Source organism: Cupriavidus sp. MP-37, from assembly GCF_020618415.1.
Taxonomy (GTDB): domain Bacteria; phylum Pseudomonadota; class Gammaproteobacteria; order Burkholderiales; family Burkholderiaceae; genus Cupriavidus.
This window is the reverse complement of sequence record NZ_CP085344.1, coordinates 1,362,860-1,378,400: the sequence shown is the minus strand read 5'-3', so window position 1 is coordinate 1,378,400 and position 15,541 is coordinate 1,362,860. Positions and strand designations below refer to the sequence as shown.

Genomic DNA, 15,541 nt, shown 5'->3' with positions numbered 1-15,541 from the left:
GGCGGCTACAACGACCGCCGCGAGGGCGGGACGCGGCTTTGGCGCAACATGCGCGGGACGCTAAGATGCCGGCTCAGGCCCATGCCGGCCAGCCATTTCTGCATGCCATGAACGGATACCTGCTTCTCGCCCTCGCCATCGTCGCCGAAGTCATCGCCACCAGCAGCCTGAAGGCCTCGCAGGGCTTTACCCGGCTGATGCCGAGCGTGCTGGTGGTCACCGGCTACGTCGCCGCCTTCTATCTGCTGATGCTGGTGATGCGCACGGTCCCGGTCGGCATCGCCTATGCCATCTGGAGCGGCGCCGGCATCGTGCTGGTATCGCTGATCGCGGTGGTGTTGTACCGGCAGGTGCCGGACCTGGCGGCATGCGTGGGGATCGGGCTGATTATTGCCGGGGTGGCGGTGATCCAGCTGTTTTCGAAGACGAGCGCGCATTGACCAGCAGCACGCGCCGGTCCTTCCCCTCCTTGCCAAAGGAAATGCGCCGGCCGATACGGCCATCGCGCGTATGGACGATCAGATCGACACACGCTTGCTCCGCCTTCGCCGTGCCGGCCGCGATTGCCGCTTCGCGGCTGGGAAAGAACAGACGGCCCTCGCCGCCGCACGCGCTTTCCACGACCCACTGAAGTCCCTCGATCCGCAAAACGTGAACGTGTCCGTCCGACATGGCTGCTCCAAAGCTGACGGGAGTGAGTATCTGTAGCGGGCGGCGTCGCCGGTATCGGCTTTTGTCCGACAAGGCAACGCTTGACGGGACGGGACGGGGCATGGCTGCGGCGCACGATGATGGCGCTGAAGGCGTGGATGGCGGGGAAAGCGGGGGCTTGGGCAAGTGCTGCCAAGGGTCTGTGGTCCCGCCGACAGGAATCGAACCTGTATCTAGCGCTTAGGAGGCGCTCGTTCTATCCATTGAACTACGGCGAGGGACAGGACTGCCAGGACGGCAAGCCGCGGGCGCGGTGATCCTGGAGACGGGCCGGAGTATATCAAAATCCGCACGCCCGCGGCCCGTCGCCGCCGCGGTGGTGGGTGCCGGCCGACACTGGCCTGCCAGGGTGTCGGCACGCATCCAACGCGGCGGCGCGGGCTGCAGGTGACGCCTGGTTCCTCCACGGTCGCGGAAGCCGCGGCAGGCCTCGGCGTTCGACCGGCGCCGGCCCGGCTTGCCGCGATGGCACGCCGCTTGCTCAATGCCGGTACCGCCCCCGGCGCAACGCCGCCTTCCACCGGAGACCGCATCATGGCCAACCTTTCGATCCGTGACCTTGCCCGCTGCAGTGACCTGGCTCCCGCCGCCATGGCGCGTGTACGCGGCGCGGGGGGGCAGTGGGTGTTCGGCTGGATCCGCCCGTTCGTGCCGTCGTCGCCGGCGCCGCTCGGCACGGTGATCAACTTTTACGAGATCAACTACAGCTTCTATGCTGATCAGATAAACAACCAGTTCCAGAACATCGATATCCGCAACAACGCCCCCAATGCCAACATCAATGTCCGGGGCGACCAGGAGGCCAGGAACGACGGCCGGCTGGTCTGACGCGGCGCGGACCTGAGCGCCGGTGCGCCCGTGGCCATGCCGCGGGCGCACCTGGGCGCTGGCGCGGAGCGGGCGGATGCGGAGCGGAGACGAGATTGGGTTTCGACTCGCATTTCCAGTGGACTTCGGCGGCGTGCACCGACGTCGGGCGCGTGCGCGAGCGCAACGAGGACGCGTGCCTGGACCTGCCCGGACAGGAATTGTGGGCCGTGGCCGACGGCATGGGTGGTCATGCCGTGGGGGATTTCGCCAGCCAGGCGGTGGTGCGGGCGCTGGCGGCGCTGCCGCCGCAAGCGCGGCTGGAAGACCGGATCGACGCCACGCGCGCGGCCTTGCAGGGCGTGAACCTGGCGCTGGTCGACGAAGCCGCGCGCCTGGGCGTGCGCTGCATCGGCAGCACGGTGGTGGTGCTGCTGGCCGGCGACAGCCGCTGTGCCTGCCTGTGGGCCGGCGACAGCCGCCTGTACCGGCTGCGCGGCGGCGAGCTGGCGCGCCTGACGCGCGATCACAACCAGGTCGAGCGCCTGCTCGCGCGCGGCCTGATCACGCCGGAGCAGGCGCGCCACCATCCGGCGCAGAACACCATCACGCGCGCGGTCGGCGCGGCCCCGACGCTGGCGCCGGAGCAGCTGCTGACCGACGTCGCCGACGGCGACGTCTACCTGTTGTGCAGCGACGGCCTGAGCAACGAAGTCGACGATGACGAGATCGCCGCGGTGCTGGCGCAGCAGGACGTGGCGCAGGCCGCGCTGACGCTGGTGCAGCGGGCGCTCGATGCGGGCGGGCGCGACAACGTCTCGGTGGTGGTGCTGCGCGCGTCCGATCCCTGCGGCTCGGACCGGACCCTGGTCAACCCCGAGCTGGACGCCTGAGGCCTTCCCCGCGCTACCGCTTGCCGCCTTCGGCCTGCCGGGCGGCGCGGAAATCCTTCGAATGGATGCCGTGCTTCTTCAGCAGCATCTGCAAGTGCGAGCGGTTCATGTCGAAGCGCCGCGCCAGTTCGGCGACGGTGCCCCCCACCTCCTGCAGTCCGCGCTCGAGGAAGGCGCGCTCGGCCTCGTCGCTGGCCGCGCGCTTGGCTTCGCTCAGCGAGGTCGCCAGGGCGAAGTCCGCGCCGGAGGCGCCGGCGCCGACCACCGCCAGCGCGGCAGGCTTCGGCCGGATGTCCTGCGGCAGGTGCGGCAGGTCGGCGGTATCGCCGGCGAGGCAGCTCAGCCGGTACAGCAGGTTGCGCAGTTCGCGGATATTGCCGGGGTAGTCGTAGTGCAGCAGGAAGTCGCGCAGCCGCGGCGTCAGCCTGACCGGCGCGCGCCTGAGCATGCCGGCGGCCTCGTCGCTGAAGTACGACAGCAGCAGCGGGATCTCGTCGCGCCGCTCGCGCAGCGCCGGCAGGCTGACGTGGATCACGCTCAGGCGATAGAACAGGTCCTCGCGGAAGGTGCCGGCCTGGCTCATGCGGCGCAGGTCCTTGTTGGTCGCGGCGACGATGCGCGCATCGACCGAAATGACCTCGTCCGAGCCGACGCGCTGGATCTCGTGTGCCTCGAGCACGCGCAGCAGCTTGACCTGGCCGGTCAGCGGCAGTTCGCCGATCTCGTCCAGGAAGATGGTGCCGGTATGCGCGCTCTCGAACTTGCCGCGCCGGTCGTTGCTGGCACCGGTGAAGGCGCCCTTCTTGTGGCCGAACAGCTCGGATTCGAGCAGGCTGTCGGGAATGGCGCCGCAGTTGACCGAGATAAAGGGCTTGTCGGTGCGCGCGCCGTTGGCGTGGATCACCTTGGCCATCAGCTCCTTGCCGGTGCCGCTTTCACCGTCGATCAGCACCGGCAGGTCGGTTGGCGCGGCCTTCTCGGCGATTTCCAGCGCCTCGAGCAGCCTGGGATTGTCGCCGAAGGTCCCCTCGAAGATGAAGCTGCGCTCCATCAGCGCCTGCCGGCGCTCGCGCGGCAGGCGTTCGATCTCGGGCTGCTGCGGCGCCCCTCCGGCCGCGGTTTCGGCCGCGGTTTCGGCCGCGGTTTCGGACGCGGTGTCGGCGGCCGATGCCGCCTGCACGAAGCGCTCCTTGTGCGACAGCCCCATCACCTCGTCGCGCAGCGTGGTGGCCTGCTTGAGCAGCTTCTCGATCTCGGGCCGGTCGAGCTTCGACGCCCAGCGCAGGGTCGAGCGCAGGATCTCGATCTTTTCGATCAGGCCGGCGAACGACACCGGCGAAGTCACCGAGACGGGGGTGGCACCCTGGTTGTATAGCTTCATGCTGCGCTCAGTTGCTTCTGCACCAGTTGGTAATACATGCCCTTGCGCTCCAGCAGCTCTTCATGCCGGCCCTGCTCGACGATCGCGCCCTCGTACAGCACCAGGATCTTGTCGGCCTGCATGATGGTGCTGAGCCGGTGCGCGATGATGACCGCGGTGCGCCCGCGCAGGATTTCCTGCATATTGGCCAGGATGTTGCTCTCCGACTGCGTGTCCAGCGCCGAGGTGGCTTCGTCGAACACCAGCAGGCGCGGGTCGTGGTACAGCGCGCGCGCGATGCACAGCCGCTGGATCTGCCCGCCGGAGAGGCCGATGCCGCGTTCGCCGACGACCTGCTCGTAGCCCAGCGGCAGCTTGCTGATAAAGGCATGCGCGTCCGCCATGCGCGCCACCTCCTCGATGCGGCGCCGGTCCGGGCTGTCGTCGCCGCAGGCGATGTTCTCGGCGATGGTGCCGGAGAACAGCAGGTTGGACTGCATCACGTAACCCACCTGGGCCCGGTAGAACGCCGCGTCGATCACGTTGAGGTCGTAGCCGTCGACCGTCATCGAACCCTCGGTGGGCTTGTAGAAGCCCACCAGCAGCTTGGCCAGCGTGGTCTTGCCCGAGCCGCTGCGCCCGACGATGGCGACCATCTCGCCGGGGCGGATGGCGAAGCTGATGTTCTCCAGCACATAGGGCGTGTCTTCGCCGCCGTAGCGGAAGTACAGGTCCTTCATCACGATCTCGCCTTGCAGGTCGGGCAGCATCACGCGCGACAGCACGTCCTGCGGCTTCTGCTCCGGCTCGAGGTCGAGCACGTCGCCAAGACGCTCCATCGCCACGCCGGCGTCGTTGAGCTGGCCCCACAGCGCCACCAGTCCCATCAGCGGCGCCAGCACGCTGCCCATGAAGGCGTTGAAGGCCATCAGCTGGCCGATGGTCAGTTCGCGCTCCAGCACCAGCGTCGCGCCCACCCACAGCACCGCGATGGTGGTGGCGGCATTGAGCAGCTGGCTCGCCAGCCCCACCAGGATATGGAACTGCTGCGCCTTGTACTGCGACTCCAGCGCCTTGGTGTACTTGCGCTCCCAGCGCAGCCGCACCGGGCGCTCGATGCCCATGCCCTTGACGGTCTCGGCGCCGCCCAGCGTCTCCATCAGGTAGGCCTTGGCATCGGTCGAGGTGGCAAAGACGTCGCGCGCATAGGACTTGACCCGCGGCGTCACCACCACCGTCAGCGCGGCGATCGGGATCACGAAGGCGATCAGCAGCAGCGTCAGCTTGACGTTGTAGAGAAACATGATGGTGAAGTAGATAAACACCATCAGCAGGTTCAGCGCCGTGGTCACCGTCGATTCGGTCAGGAAGGCGCGGATGGTCTGGTTCTCCTGGAAGCGCGCGAAGATGTCGCCGGTCTTGCGCTTGGCGAAGAACGACAGCGGCAGCGACAGCGTGTGCCTGAAGAAGTGCGACATCATGGCGAAATCCATGTTGCGCACCATGAAGTTGGCCAGGTACGCGCGGATCGTCGACATCAGCTGCGAGAACACGCTCGAGATGATCAGCCCAGCGATCAGCAGGTGCAGCAGCCCGACGTTCTGGTGCACCACCACGCCGTCCAGGATGTTCTGGATGATCAGCGGCGGCACCACCCCCAGCATCTGGATCACGAAGGTCGCCAGGAACAGGTGCGCCAGGATCTTCTTGTACGGCGCCAGGTAGCCGATGAAGCGCAGCCATGGCGAGCGCTGCACCGACAGCTGCGTCATGCTTTCGCCCGGCGAAAACAGCAGGCAGGTACCGCTCCAGCCCCGCTCGAACTCCTCGGCGCTCATCTTGCGGAAGCCGATGGCCGGGTCGGCCACCCACACCCAGCGCGACGAGATGCCGTACACCACCACGTAGTGGTAGCCCTCCCAATGGACGATGAACGGTAGCTCGAAGCCCATCAGCGAGTCGCGCGTGCATTGCACCCCGCGCGTGGTGAAGCCCAGCGCTTCGCCCGCCCGCGCCAGGCTGTCGAGCGTGGCGCCCTGCGTGGTGACGTTGGCCAGTTCGCGCAGCTTGCCCAGCGTCATCGGGATGCCGTAGTGCCGGCAGATCATCGCCAGGCAGGCCGCGCCGCAATCCATTTCCTCGGCCTGCTCCACCAGCGCGAAGCGGCGGATCAGCTTCTCGCCCAGCTCGGGCTTCGAGGCCAGGTCCAGCAGCACCGGGCGCTTGCGCCGCTCGGCCAGCTTCTTTTGCCGGTGCAGTTCGCGGTCGAGCACCCGGATGCGTTCCTCCAGCACCTCGCGCAGGCGCGGGTTGCGCTCCAGGATCAGCTGCACGGTCTTCTCGGGAATTACCAGCAGGCGCACGTCGGTCTCGGCAATGGCCGCGGCCAGCTGCTCCTGCCGCATCACGCAGGCGCGCTCGCCGAAGATGTCGCCCTGGCCCAGCGTCGCCAGCGGAAACTCGCTGCCCTCTTCGCTGCGCACGATGCGCACCGTGCCCTGGCGCACCACGTACAGGCGCCGGTCCTCGCGTCCGTCCTGCTTCAGGATTTCCCGGCCGGCCGCGACGCGCTTGACGCCGACGCTGCGCACCGCGTCTTCCAGCTCCTGCTTGTCGAGCTTGCCGCGCAGGTCGAACAGCCGCGCGACGAAGCCGCCGGCCGAGCTGATCGCGACATAGCTGGTGATGAAGGCCAGCGCCGCGGGGTTGCCGGCCACCACCGGCTCGCTGACGCTGCGCGGGATCATCAGCAGCTCGGTCTTGCCCGAGGCGCGCACCGACGACTCGTGCCGGTATTCGCGCAGCAGCGCAAGATCGGCAAAGACCTCGCCGGCCTTGCGCACCCCCATGCTGATTTCCTTGCCGTGCTCCTCGTTGAACACGCGCACCGAGCCTGACTTGACGATAAACAGGCCCGGCGCGGCTTCGCCGGCATTGCAGACGGTATCGCCGAAGCCGAAGCTCAGCACCTGCGCGGCGTCGGCCAGGCGCGCCAGTTCTTCCGGCGTCAGCACCGACAGGATCTCGACCGACGCCAGGAAAGCGGCCAGCGCCGGGCCCGCCTCCGGTGGCTGCGGCACGGCGGTGGCGGCGCCGGCCGGTGCGGCCTCGCTAGCGGGCTTCGATGACATGTTCCTGCGCCCTGGCCATCAGCCAGTCCTCCCGCAGCAGCCTGCGCACTTCGACCGCGACCTCGCTGTCGAGCGTGGCGGGGTGCTTGGCGCGCACCAGGAAGACCTCGAAGAACGAGCGGTCGGCGGCCGGGAACGGCCCCAGCAGGTCGCCCGGCTCGGCGTTGAAGACCTTGGCCTCGATCTCGGTCTTGAGCGAGCCGCGCAGCACCTTGCCGATCTCGCCGCCGCGCTCGCGCGTGTCGGCGATGGAGTGCTCGCGCGCCATCTCGGCAAAGGCCTCGGGGTCGTCCTGCAGGTACGAGATCAGTTCCTTGGCCTTGCCTTCGCTGTCGACCACGATGTGGCTGACCTCGATGCTGTCGAAGCGCGGCGAGTTCAGCGCGAAGTACTCCTGCACCGCCGCGTCGCTGCAGACCTGCGCCATCATCCGCTCCTGATAGAGGCTGTCGGTGATAAAGGCCTCGAACTCGTCCAGGCTGACGTTGAGCGCATCCAGGTAGTGGTTCATGTCGGCGGCGCGGTGCAGGCCCTGCACGCGGCGGAACTGGTCGGCGCGCTCCTGGATCTCTTCCGGCGTGACCACCACCCCCTGCCGCCTGGCGGCGTGCACGGTCAGCTTGTCGCGCACGATCTGCTCGACCAGCCCTTCGAACTGCCCGGTCAGCTTGAGCAGGCGCACGAATTCCTCGACGCCGAGCACTTCATCGTCGATACGCACGATGCCAGTCATTTTTCCGACTCCTTTGGCGGCCGGGCGCGGCGACGCGCCCGGCGGTCCAGATGCTGTTGCTGTGTGCCGCCACGACGCTAGCCCGCCACCTCGCGGAAGGGGTCGAGCCCGAGGTCGATCAGGCGGCGCTCGCGCACCACGATTTCCGCCGTGGCGGTCATGCCATAGCGCAGCGGATACTTGTTGTCGGCCACGGTGTAATAGTCGCGCGCCAGGCGCACGCGGCCCTCGTAGACCGGCTGCTTGTCAGGCCCGCCCGGCTTGGTCGCGGGCGAGATGAACTCGAGCGTGCCGTCGATGATGCCGTAGCGCTGGTACGGGAAGGCACTGAACTTGAGCTTGACCGGCAAGCCCTCGCGCAGGAAGGCGCGGTCGCGTTCGGCAATCACGATCTTCACCACCGGGCGGGCATCCTTGGGCGCAATGCCGCCCAGCGGCGTATTGGCCTGCACCTTGTCGCCGCGCTGGGTCGAGGTGACATCGGTGATTACGCCGGACACCGGCGCCAGGATCAGCAGGAAGTTGTCCTTGTCGATATTCTCGAAACGGATGCGCGCGGCGGCGTCGGCCACCAGGCGGGCGGTCTGCACCTGCAGGCGCAGCTTGTCCTCGGTGTTGGCGATCTCGCGCAGCGCCGCGTCATACTGCACGCGCAGGCCGGCGAGGTCCTGGCCGCTGCTTTCCAGCTCGGAACTGGCCTGGGTCAGCTCGCGGCCCAGGCGCGCCTCCAGTTCGGTCAGCCGCGACTGCGCCACGCGCAGGGTGTTCTCGGCATCCTGCGCCGCGGCGCGCTTGGCGTCGACCTGCGATTGCGAGACGCCGCCGCCGCCGGGCAGCGCCAGCAGGCGCGCATAGCGGTCCTGCTCCTGGCGCGCGAACTCGCGCGCGCGCCGCGCATTCTCCAGGTTGCTGCGCGCTTCCTGCAGCTGCGCGCGCTGCTGCTCGGCCAGCCGCGTGGTGCCCTCGGCGATGCGGGTCTCGTGCTGGCGCGTGGCCACGTCGATCTGCTGCTTGAGCGCCGCCGCGCGCCGTTCCATCAGCGCCTTCTTTTCGGGGAACTGCTTCCACTCGCGTTCGGAGTCTTCCAGCTTGAGCTGCGCCTCCAGCGCGTTGGCGGCGGCCTCGATCGCGCCCCGCGCATTCAGGCGCGCCAGCACATCGTCCTTGGACACCGGCTGCCCTTCCGCCACGTACAGGTCGGCCAGCTCGCCGTCGACCGGGGCATAGAAGCGCCGCACCTCGGATTCCGGCGCCAGCGTACCCTGCGCGGTGACGATGACATCGGCGTGGCCGACGAACGACCAGACCAGCCCGCATAGCACCAGCGCAAAGGTGGTGACGATGGTGAGCATGCCCAGGCGCGACGGCTCGGCGCTGAGCAGGCCGATGCCTTCGGCGCCGTGGTCTTCCAGCGCCTCGGCAAGTGGCTTGAGGCCGGCGTGGCGGGCATCGTCCTTCATGGCTTCCCCGCTGGACCAGATGATGGGGACGCGGCCGCCGTGGCCGCCGCGGCTGATCCCGGCGTATTGCCGGAGTCTTCGCCGCCGATCAGCTCGAGCTTGGCCTTGAGCACGGCGGGATCGAGCACGCTGCCCAGTTCGCGCAGCGCGTGGCGCTGCTGCTGCGCCTCGGCGCGGATCTCTTGCTCGACCTTGGCCAGCTGCGCCAGGTCGGCGCTTTCGCCGGCGCGCAGTTGCGTGAAGATGCGCATGCCCTGGCGCGCGTCGTCCTGCGCCTGCGACAGCAGCCGCGCCTGCGCGCGGAACCTCGGCGAGATGCCGGGCTCGAGCCGCTGCTCGCCGCCGATCACGCCGTTGGCGCGATACTGCTTCCACGCCGCGACCGCGCTGGCCATCAGCTCGCGCGCGCGCCGCAGCGCGCTGTCGCGCACGCCGTTGACATCGCCCTCGACGGCCCTGGCGAAATGGCTGTCTTCCTCGGCATCGAGCATCGCGTAGAAATCCAGCAGGCGGTCTTCGTAGCCACGGCTGCCGCGCGCCGCCTGCAACGCGGTGTACTGCGCCGCGACCTTCTGCTTGTGCGCCACGTCGCGCGCCAGGTCGTCGGCCCACGGCCCGCCGCGGATCTGCCTGAGCGCGGCCAGCGCCGCGGCGCTGTCGCCCCGCTGCCATGCCCTGGCCGCATTGGCATACTCGCGCGCCACCTCCGGCGGCGGCAGGCGCGCGCCCAGGCTGGCCAGCTGCGCCTGGAACGGCGGCGTGGCGAAGCGGCTGTCGGCCAGCCGCGCCACCAGCGGCCCCGGCCGGCGCGCGCGCAATGCCTGCATCAGGCCGGTGTAGCGATCCAGGTCCGACTGCACCCGGTCCAGGCCAGCCAGCCGCGGATACTTCTCGCGGTATTCGGCAAGCACCGGCTGCAGGGCCTCCGGGCGGTCACGGCCAAGTTCGGCGGCGATGGTCGCATTGAGCCGGTCGATCGCGGCCAGATAGACCGAGGCGTCGTTCTGCAGCCGGCGCACATCGCTGAGCGCATCGGCGTACAGGTCGCGGAACGCCGGCACGTCGGCCGCGATGCGCCCGAGCGCACGCTGATGCGCGGCGGTGTCCTGGTTCCAGTACCCCAGCAGCTGGCGCATCGGCGCTTCGTCGGTATAGAGCCGGATCGGGGCATCGGCGCCGCGCGGCGCGGTGAAGCGTTCGAGCCTGCCGATCCAGTCGAGTTCGGCCACCAGCGGCCGCGCCTCGGCGTTGTGCGTGCTGAGCTGGCGCAGACGTGCCAGCACGCGATCGGCGCCGGCCATGTCGCCGGCCTTCAGCCGGGCGGCGAAGTCGGGCACGTAAGCGCGCAGCAAGGCCTCGGTCCCGACCGACTGGATCCCGATATCGTCGGGATGCCGCGCCAGATAGCTGTCGGCCGCCTGCGCCGCGCCGGCGTGGTCGCCGGCCTCAAAGCGGGATTGCACCGCGCGCTCCGGCGCGCCGCGCCAGTAGACCGCAACGCCCGCCACGAGCGCGAGCAGCAGCGCGGCTCCGCCCCAGCGCGCCGCGCGCCGCACGCGGCCCGGCTGGTCGAGCCCGAACAGCCGCGCCCCTTCCGCCGCCAGCAGCGCAGCACGGCCACGCGGGCGGCGCCCCGTGGCGCCGTCGCCGGCGGCGGTGGCTGCCGCGGCCAGGGCCTCGGCTTCGGCGTTGACCTCATCCTCCTGGTGCGCGGCGTAGTCGACGCAGAAGATGTCGAGGAAGGAATCCGGCGCGCCGACAAAGGTGGTGCGGTCGGCGTCGTCGCGGGCGGGCGGCGTGGCGGCGGATGCGACGGAACCGCGCGCAGTCCCGGCGGCAGGCTCGGCGGCGGGCATCGCGTCAGGCTCAGTGGACTTGGCCGGCACACTGGCCGGTGCACTGGCCGGTGCACCGGCCGGCTCAGCGGGCTGCAGCACCGAGCGCGTCGCCGTGGCATCGCCGGGACTGGTGTAGCGGACCTGCGCCTTGTAGACGAAGTGGTTGCCGCCAAACGCAATCAGGTCGCCGTCGTCCAGCGGCACGCCGTGGTCGGCCAGGCGCTTGCCGTTGACGAAGGTGCCATTGGTGCTGCCCAGGTCCTCGACGAAGGGGATCCCGCCCTTGAGGTACACATGCGCATGGCGCCGCGACAGGTAGTTGACCTGGTGCGGATAGCTGTCGCGAAAGCGCGCGAAGGCGTCGTCACCCTTGCTGATCAGGTACGGGAACTGCTCCACGTGCAGCGGCTGCAGCCCGACGTCATGGCGTTCCGGCACCAGTGTCAGCGCCACGCGCGGCGGCTGCGGCTGCGGCGCGCGCGGCGACAGCCGCACGCGGTAGGACAGCGCCGGCCCGAAGGCGACTTCATCGCCATCGCTGAGCTGCGCCGGCTGGCGCGCCACCGCCGCGCCGTTCACGCGCGTGCCGTTCTTGCTGCCGAGGTCCGCCACATAGACCATGCCATGCTCGGCAAAGATGCGCGCATGGCGCCGCGACAGCGGCGCGGCCAGTGCTTCCGGGTAGGCGGCGAACGGCAGCTCGCTGCGGCCGACCGCAAACAGCGCTTCATCGATGCGGATCTCGCCGAGCTCGGGGTGCGATACCGGCGTCAGGAATACGTCGAATTCCTGCGCCGAATCCTGCGCCGTTCCCTGCGCCGTGTCCTGCGTGAGCACTCGTGCGGATCCCTGGGCCATTTTCACCGGCATTTCCATGATCAGTGCTTCGTCAGGAGCCATGTTTCCAGCGAGCCAACAGCGCGGCTGCCGCGGCGGCAGGCCAGGGGGGATGAAGCGACTAAGAACATAGTAGGCGACGGCCTAGGCTAGTCAATCGGCCGCGGCACGCGTGGTTGGGTTGGCAGCGGCAGCGCCGCCAGGTGGACCGCCGCTGCGGCGGCGCATGCCGCGCCTGCTTTGCGCAACGCGTTGCTTGCGCCGGCATCACGCGCCGCGCGGCGCGCAGCGCCGGCAACACTTATTGCGGCGGATTCAGCGCGGTGTTGCGCACATCCGCCTCGGGCCAGCCGCCGCCCAGCGCCTTGTAGAGCGTGATGGTGTCGCCCAGGATTTGTTGGTGGACCGCCAACAACTGCAGCTGCGCGGCCAGCAGCGAGCGCTCGGTTTCGAACACTTCGAGCTGCGAGACCACGCCTTCCTTCAGCTGCGCCTCGATCTGCGCGGACACGACGCGCAGCTGTTCCACCTGCTGCTGCAGTTCGATGCGCTGCTTCTTGTGGGCGTCGACGTTGACCAGCGCGGTCTCGACTTCCTCGAACGCGGTCATCACCGTGCGGCCATATTCGTTTTCCGCCACGCCGACCTGCGCCTCGGTGGTCTTGACGCGGGCACGCACGCCCGGGTCCAGCATCGGCAGGTTGATGCTCGGCATAAAGCCGAAGGTGAAGGACTTGAGCAGGTCGCTCAAGGCAAAGCTGGCGGTGCCGCCGCGCGCGGTCAGGCTGATGCTGGGCAGCTGCGCCAGGCGGGCCTGGCCGACGATGTTGTAGGCGGCCAGCACGCGGTACTCCGCCGCCACCACGTCCGGGCGCCGCGCCAGCAGCTGCGACGGCAGGCCCGCCGGCACCGCGGGCGGCTGCACGCGGTCCTGCAGGCGCCCGGCCGGCACCTTGAGGTTGCCGGCAGGCACGCCGACCAGCGTCGCCAGCGCGTTCTCCGCCACATCGCGCGCACGGCGCAGCTCGAGCAGGTCCTTGTTGAGCCGATTGATCTCCGCCTGCTGCTGCATCACGCGGATCTTCGGCACCAGCCCGTTCTGGTACATGGCCTGGTAGGTAGACAGGATCTGCTGGTTCTTGGCCACGGTGCGCGACTGCTGCTCGATCTGCTCGTCGAACTGCAGGATCTGGAAGTACGTGGTCGAGACATTGGCCACCAGCGTCAGGTAGCCGGCGCGCCAGTCCGCCTCGGTGGCGCGGAACTCGGCGGTCTGTGCCTGCACGCCCTTCTCGACCTTGCCCCAGATATCGATGTCCCAGTTCAGCTGGGCGCCGGCGTTATAGGTCCAGGTGGACTTCTGCCCGGTGCTCTTCTCGAAGCTTGCGCCCGCGCCGATGTCGATCACCGGCAGCCCGCCGGCGCGGGCCTCGCCGATCTGCGCGTTGGCCACGCGGATGCGCGCCGCCAGCACCTTGATGTCGTAGTTGCCGGCCAGCGCGCGTTCGATCAGCTGGTTCAGGTACGGATCCTTGAAGCCCAGCCACCAGTTCGGCTGTACCGCTTCGGCCGGCGATACCGTGATCGATTCCTGGCGCGACCATTCGGCCTTGGCGGGCGTTTCGGGGCGCTGGTACACCGGCGGGCGGAAATCGGCGCAACCCGCCAGCAGTGCCAGGCCGGCGGCCAGCGCGGCAAGCCAGGCAGCACGGCGCGGCGCGCGGATCACCGCGGGCACGGGCGGGGCAATGGGGAATTCGGGCACGATGTCTTCCTGCGTGCGACGGCGGCGGATCGGCGGGCCGCGGCGTCTGTCTGTATTGTGGTGCGCGCGGGCGCGCGCTCCAACCCCGATCGGTACGGGGTCAGAAAAAGCGCCGCGGGGACGCCCCCGCGGCGCAGCGCCATCTCAACCATCCTCTCAACGATAGATATTGTTGCTGGCGTTCTGGTTGGTATCCACATGCGAGCGGACATGGTCGAGGAAGGCCGAGCCATTGCCGTTCAGGTTGGTCACGGACTGCATCTGCGCGATGCTCTGCACGGCGCTGATGCTGTTGTCGACCGACACCTTGATCGGCGTATAGACGGCGGCGAAGGGCAGGTACGACATGCCGCCGCGCACGGCGTGCATGCGCTTGCGGTCGAGGGTTGCGGCGGCGGACAGGTCCTGGATGGTCAGCGTGGTCATGATGGTCTCCGGTATCGGTGGTCAGTGTCTGGGTTTCGTCAGCTGGGCAACAGGGCTCAGCCGTAGATGTTGTTGGTGGCGTTCTGGTTGGTGTGCACGTTCGACTTGACGTGGTCCAGGAAGGCCGAGCCGTTGCCGTTCAGGTTGGTCACGGACTGCATCTGCGCGATCTCCTGCACGGCGGTGATGCTCTTGTCGAACGACAGGTCCAGCGGCCGGAACACAGCCACGTAGGGCATCAGCGTGCGGCCGCCGCGGACGGCTTGCATGCCCTTGCGGTCCAGGGTTGCGGCGGTGCTCAGGTCGGTGAGGGTCAGCTTGGTCATGATGGTCTCCGGTAGAGGAAGGGTGTGGCCTTGGGGTTGGGGTTCGAGCATCGGGTTGGTGTCGCGCTCGGAAGGGACAAACGCAGGGACTGTGCCAGCGGGCCGGCGCGGCCTGGCTGGAGCGCGGAAGTGCCTGTAAACACGGGGTTTTTTCGCTTCTGGCGGGCGCCCGGCGGTGACGGCGGCGGGAGTCGGTCGGTACGCGGTGGCGGGAGGCAGCCAACAGGTGGAAGGCGCGATGTTGGGACCTGACCAACAGCGGGATCCACAACCGGATCCCTGCCCCGCGCCGATTCCTGCCAGCTCGACGGCGCGAAGCTTCAGGACTACTTCACGTAGATCGTGATCCGCTTCGAGTACACCGGCGGGTTGGTCGGTATGTGCTTGTCATCGCCCATCAGCAACTGCAGCGTATGCCTGCCCGGCGGCAGCTCGATCATGGTCTCGGTCTCTCCCGCGCCGAAATGCAGGTGGTTGCGGTCGTTGGGGATCTCCTTGTCCATCGGCGGCAGGTCCACGTCGATCAGCAGGTGATGGTGCCCGGTATTGGGATACTTCACGTCCTTGGGCGCGACCCCCATGTTGCGCAGGCCGAACCAGACCTTGAACGGCTTGCCGGCGGGCAAGGTCTGCCCGTCGTTGGGCCAGCCGATGTACAGATAGGCATTGGGCGGCGCGGCAGTGGGGCCGCCCTGGACCCACGCGGACAGCATCAGGCTGACGGCGAAGACAGCCGCGGCAAGTAGTCGGGACATGGCGCTCTCCCCTGTTCGTTGATCGGCCTCGGCCGGCGCGCGCGGCGCACGCTGCGATGCTATTTCACCGTGACCGTGATCTTCTTCGAATAGATCGGCGGCTCGAACGGAACATGCCTGGCGTCGCCCATCAGCAATTGCAGCGTGTGCTTGCCGGGCGGCAGTTCGATGCGCGCATCGGTCTCGCCCGCGCCGAAGTGCAGGTGGTTCTTGTCCGAAGGGATTTCCTTGTCGAGCGGTGGCAGCTCGGTATCGATCAGCAGGTGATGGTGTCCGCAGCGCGGCGATTCGACCCCCTTGGGGCAGACGCCCATATTGCGCAGGCCCATGCGCACCCAGAACTTGCCGCCGCTGATGACGGCGCCATCGTGCGGCCAGATGATATAGACCTCGGCATTGGGCGGCGCTGCCGTCGGCAACGACAGCGAAGGTGCGGCGGCGAGCGTGGCGGCCGCCAGCAGGCGGAGCAGCAATCGTGTGGACATACGCGTCGCCTCCC

The 15,541-nt window shown here is 68.7% G+C and carries 14 protein-coding genes and 1 tRNA gene; 3 read left to right on the top strand and 12 right to left on the bottom strand.

The features are described from left to right. Positions 1-107 precede the first annotated feature (107 nt). Positions 108-440, top strand: coding sequence for a multidrug efflux SMR transporter (locus LIN44_RS06480; protein ID WP_171515944.1), 333 nt, complete (start codon positions 108-110; stop codon positions 438-440). Here LIN44_RS06480 and LIN44_RS06475 read toward each other — a convergent pair. Further along, complete coding sequence (locus LIN44_RS06475; protein ID WP_227314024.1) at positions 388-672, bottom strand: DUF2188 domain-containing protein; 285 nt, start codon at positions 670-672, stop codon at positions 388-390. The genes LIN44_RS06480 and LIN44_RS06475 overlap by 53 nt on opposite strands. A gap of 182 nt (positions 673-854) precedes the next feature. Further along, positions 855-929: transfer RNA gene (locus LIN44_RS06470), tRNA-Arg, on the bottom strand. 316 nt (positions 930-1,245) lie between these two features. Here LIN44_RS06470 and LIN44_RS06465 point away from each other — a divergent pair. Together LIN44_RS06465 and LIN44_RS06460 are read left to right on the top strand one after the other, a co-directional pair. Continuing rightward, on the top strand, positions 1,246-1,539 hold the full coding sequence (locus tag LIN44_RS06465; RefSeq protein WP_227314023.1) for a hypothetical protein: 294 nt from the start codon (positions 1,246-1,248) through the stop codon (positions 1,537-1,539). Positions 1,540-1,634: 95 nt separating this feature from the next. Next, positions 1,635-2,411, top strand: a complete 777-nt coding sequence (locus LIN44_RS06460; RefSeq protein WP_227314022.1) for a PP2C family serine/threonine-protein phosphatase — start codon at positions 1,635-1,637, stop codon at positions 2,409-2,411. A 13-nt stretch (positions 2,412-2,424) separates the two neighbouring features. Here the strand turns inward: LIN44_RS06460 and LIN44_RS06455 are convergent, their stop codons facing one another. From LIN44_RS06455 to LIN44_RS06410, 10 genes are all read right to left on the bottom strand, one after another. Next, the gene (locus tag LIN44_RS06455) at positions 2,425-3,792 is read right to left on the bottom strand and encodes a sigma-54-dependent Fis family transcriptional regulator (protein WP_227314021.1); all 1,368 of its coding nucleotides are present in this window, start codon (positions 3,790-3,792) and stop codon (positions 2,425-2,427) included. After that, the gene (locus LIN44_RS06450; RefSeq protein WP_227314020.1) at positions 3,789-6,902 is read right to left on the bottom strand and encodes a peptidase domain-containing ABC transporter; all 3,114 of its coding nucleotides are present in this window, start codon (positions 6,900-6,902) and stop codon (positions 3,789-3,791) included. Before LIN44_RS06450 ends, LIN44_RS06455 begins: the two co-directional genes overlap by 4 nt. Then, the gene (locus tag LIN44_RS06445; RefSeq protein ID WP_227314019.1) at positions 6,883-7,635 is read right to left on the bottom strand and encodes a peptidylprolyl isomerase; all 753 of its coding nucleotides are present in this window, start codon (positions 7,633-7,635) and stop codon (positions 6,883-6,885) included. The genes LIN44_RS06450 and LIN44_RS06445 overlap by 20 nt, the downstream gene beginning before the upstream one ends. Before the next feature lie 77 nt (positions 7,636-7,712). Then, positions 7,713-9,095: an HlyD family efflux transporter periplasmic adaptor subunit gene (locus tag LIN44_RS06440; protein ID WP_227314018.1), complete on the bottom strand. Its 1,383-nt coding sequence runs from the start codon at positions 9,093-9,095 to the stop codon at positions 7,713-7,715. Continuing rightward, entirely contained in the window at positions 9,092-11,833 is a 2,742-nt protein-coding gene (locus tag LIN44_RS06435; RefSeq protein ID WP_227314017.1) for an FHA domain-containing protein, read from the bottom strand. Before LIN44_RS06435 ends, LIN44_RS06440 begins: the two co-directional genes overlap by 4 nt. Before the next feature lie 238 nt (positions 11,834-12,071). Beyond that, a complete protein-coding gene (locus LIN44_RS06430) occupies positions 12,072-13,535 on the bottom strand; it encodes an efflux transporter outer membrane subunit (RefSeq protein WP_227314016.1) in 1,464 nt (487 codons plus the stop codon). A gap of 156 nt (positions 13,536-13,691) precedes the next feature. After that, positions 13,692-13,961 (bottom strand): hypothetical protein, encoded by a 270-nt coding sequence (locus LIN44_RS06425; RefSeq protein ID WP_227314015.1) that lies wholly within the window; start codon positions 13,959-13,961, stop codon positions 13,692-13,694. A gap of 56 nt (positions 13,962-14,017) precedes the next feature. Beyond that, positions 14,018-14,287: a hypothetical protein gene (locus LIN44_RS06420; RefSeq protein WP_227314014.1), complete on the bottom strand. Its 270-nt coding sequence runs from the start codon at positions 14,285-14,287 to the stop codon at positions 14,018-14,020. 326 nt (positions 14,288-14,613) lie between these two features. Next, on the bottom strand, positions 14,614-15,042 hold the full coding sequence (locus LIN44_RS06415) for a DUF4399 domain-containing protein (protein WP_227314013.1): 429 nt from the start codon (positions 15,040-15,042) through the stop codon (positions 14,614-14,616). A gap of 59 nt (positions 15,043-15,101) precedes the next feature. Then, positions 15,102-15,527, bottom strand: a complete 426-nt coding sequence (locus LIN44_RS06410) for a DUF4399 domain-containing protein (protein WP_227314012.1) — start codon at positions 15,525-15,527, stop codon at positions 15,102-15,104. Positions 15,528-15,541: the final 14 nt, after the last annotated feature.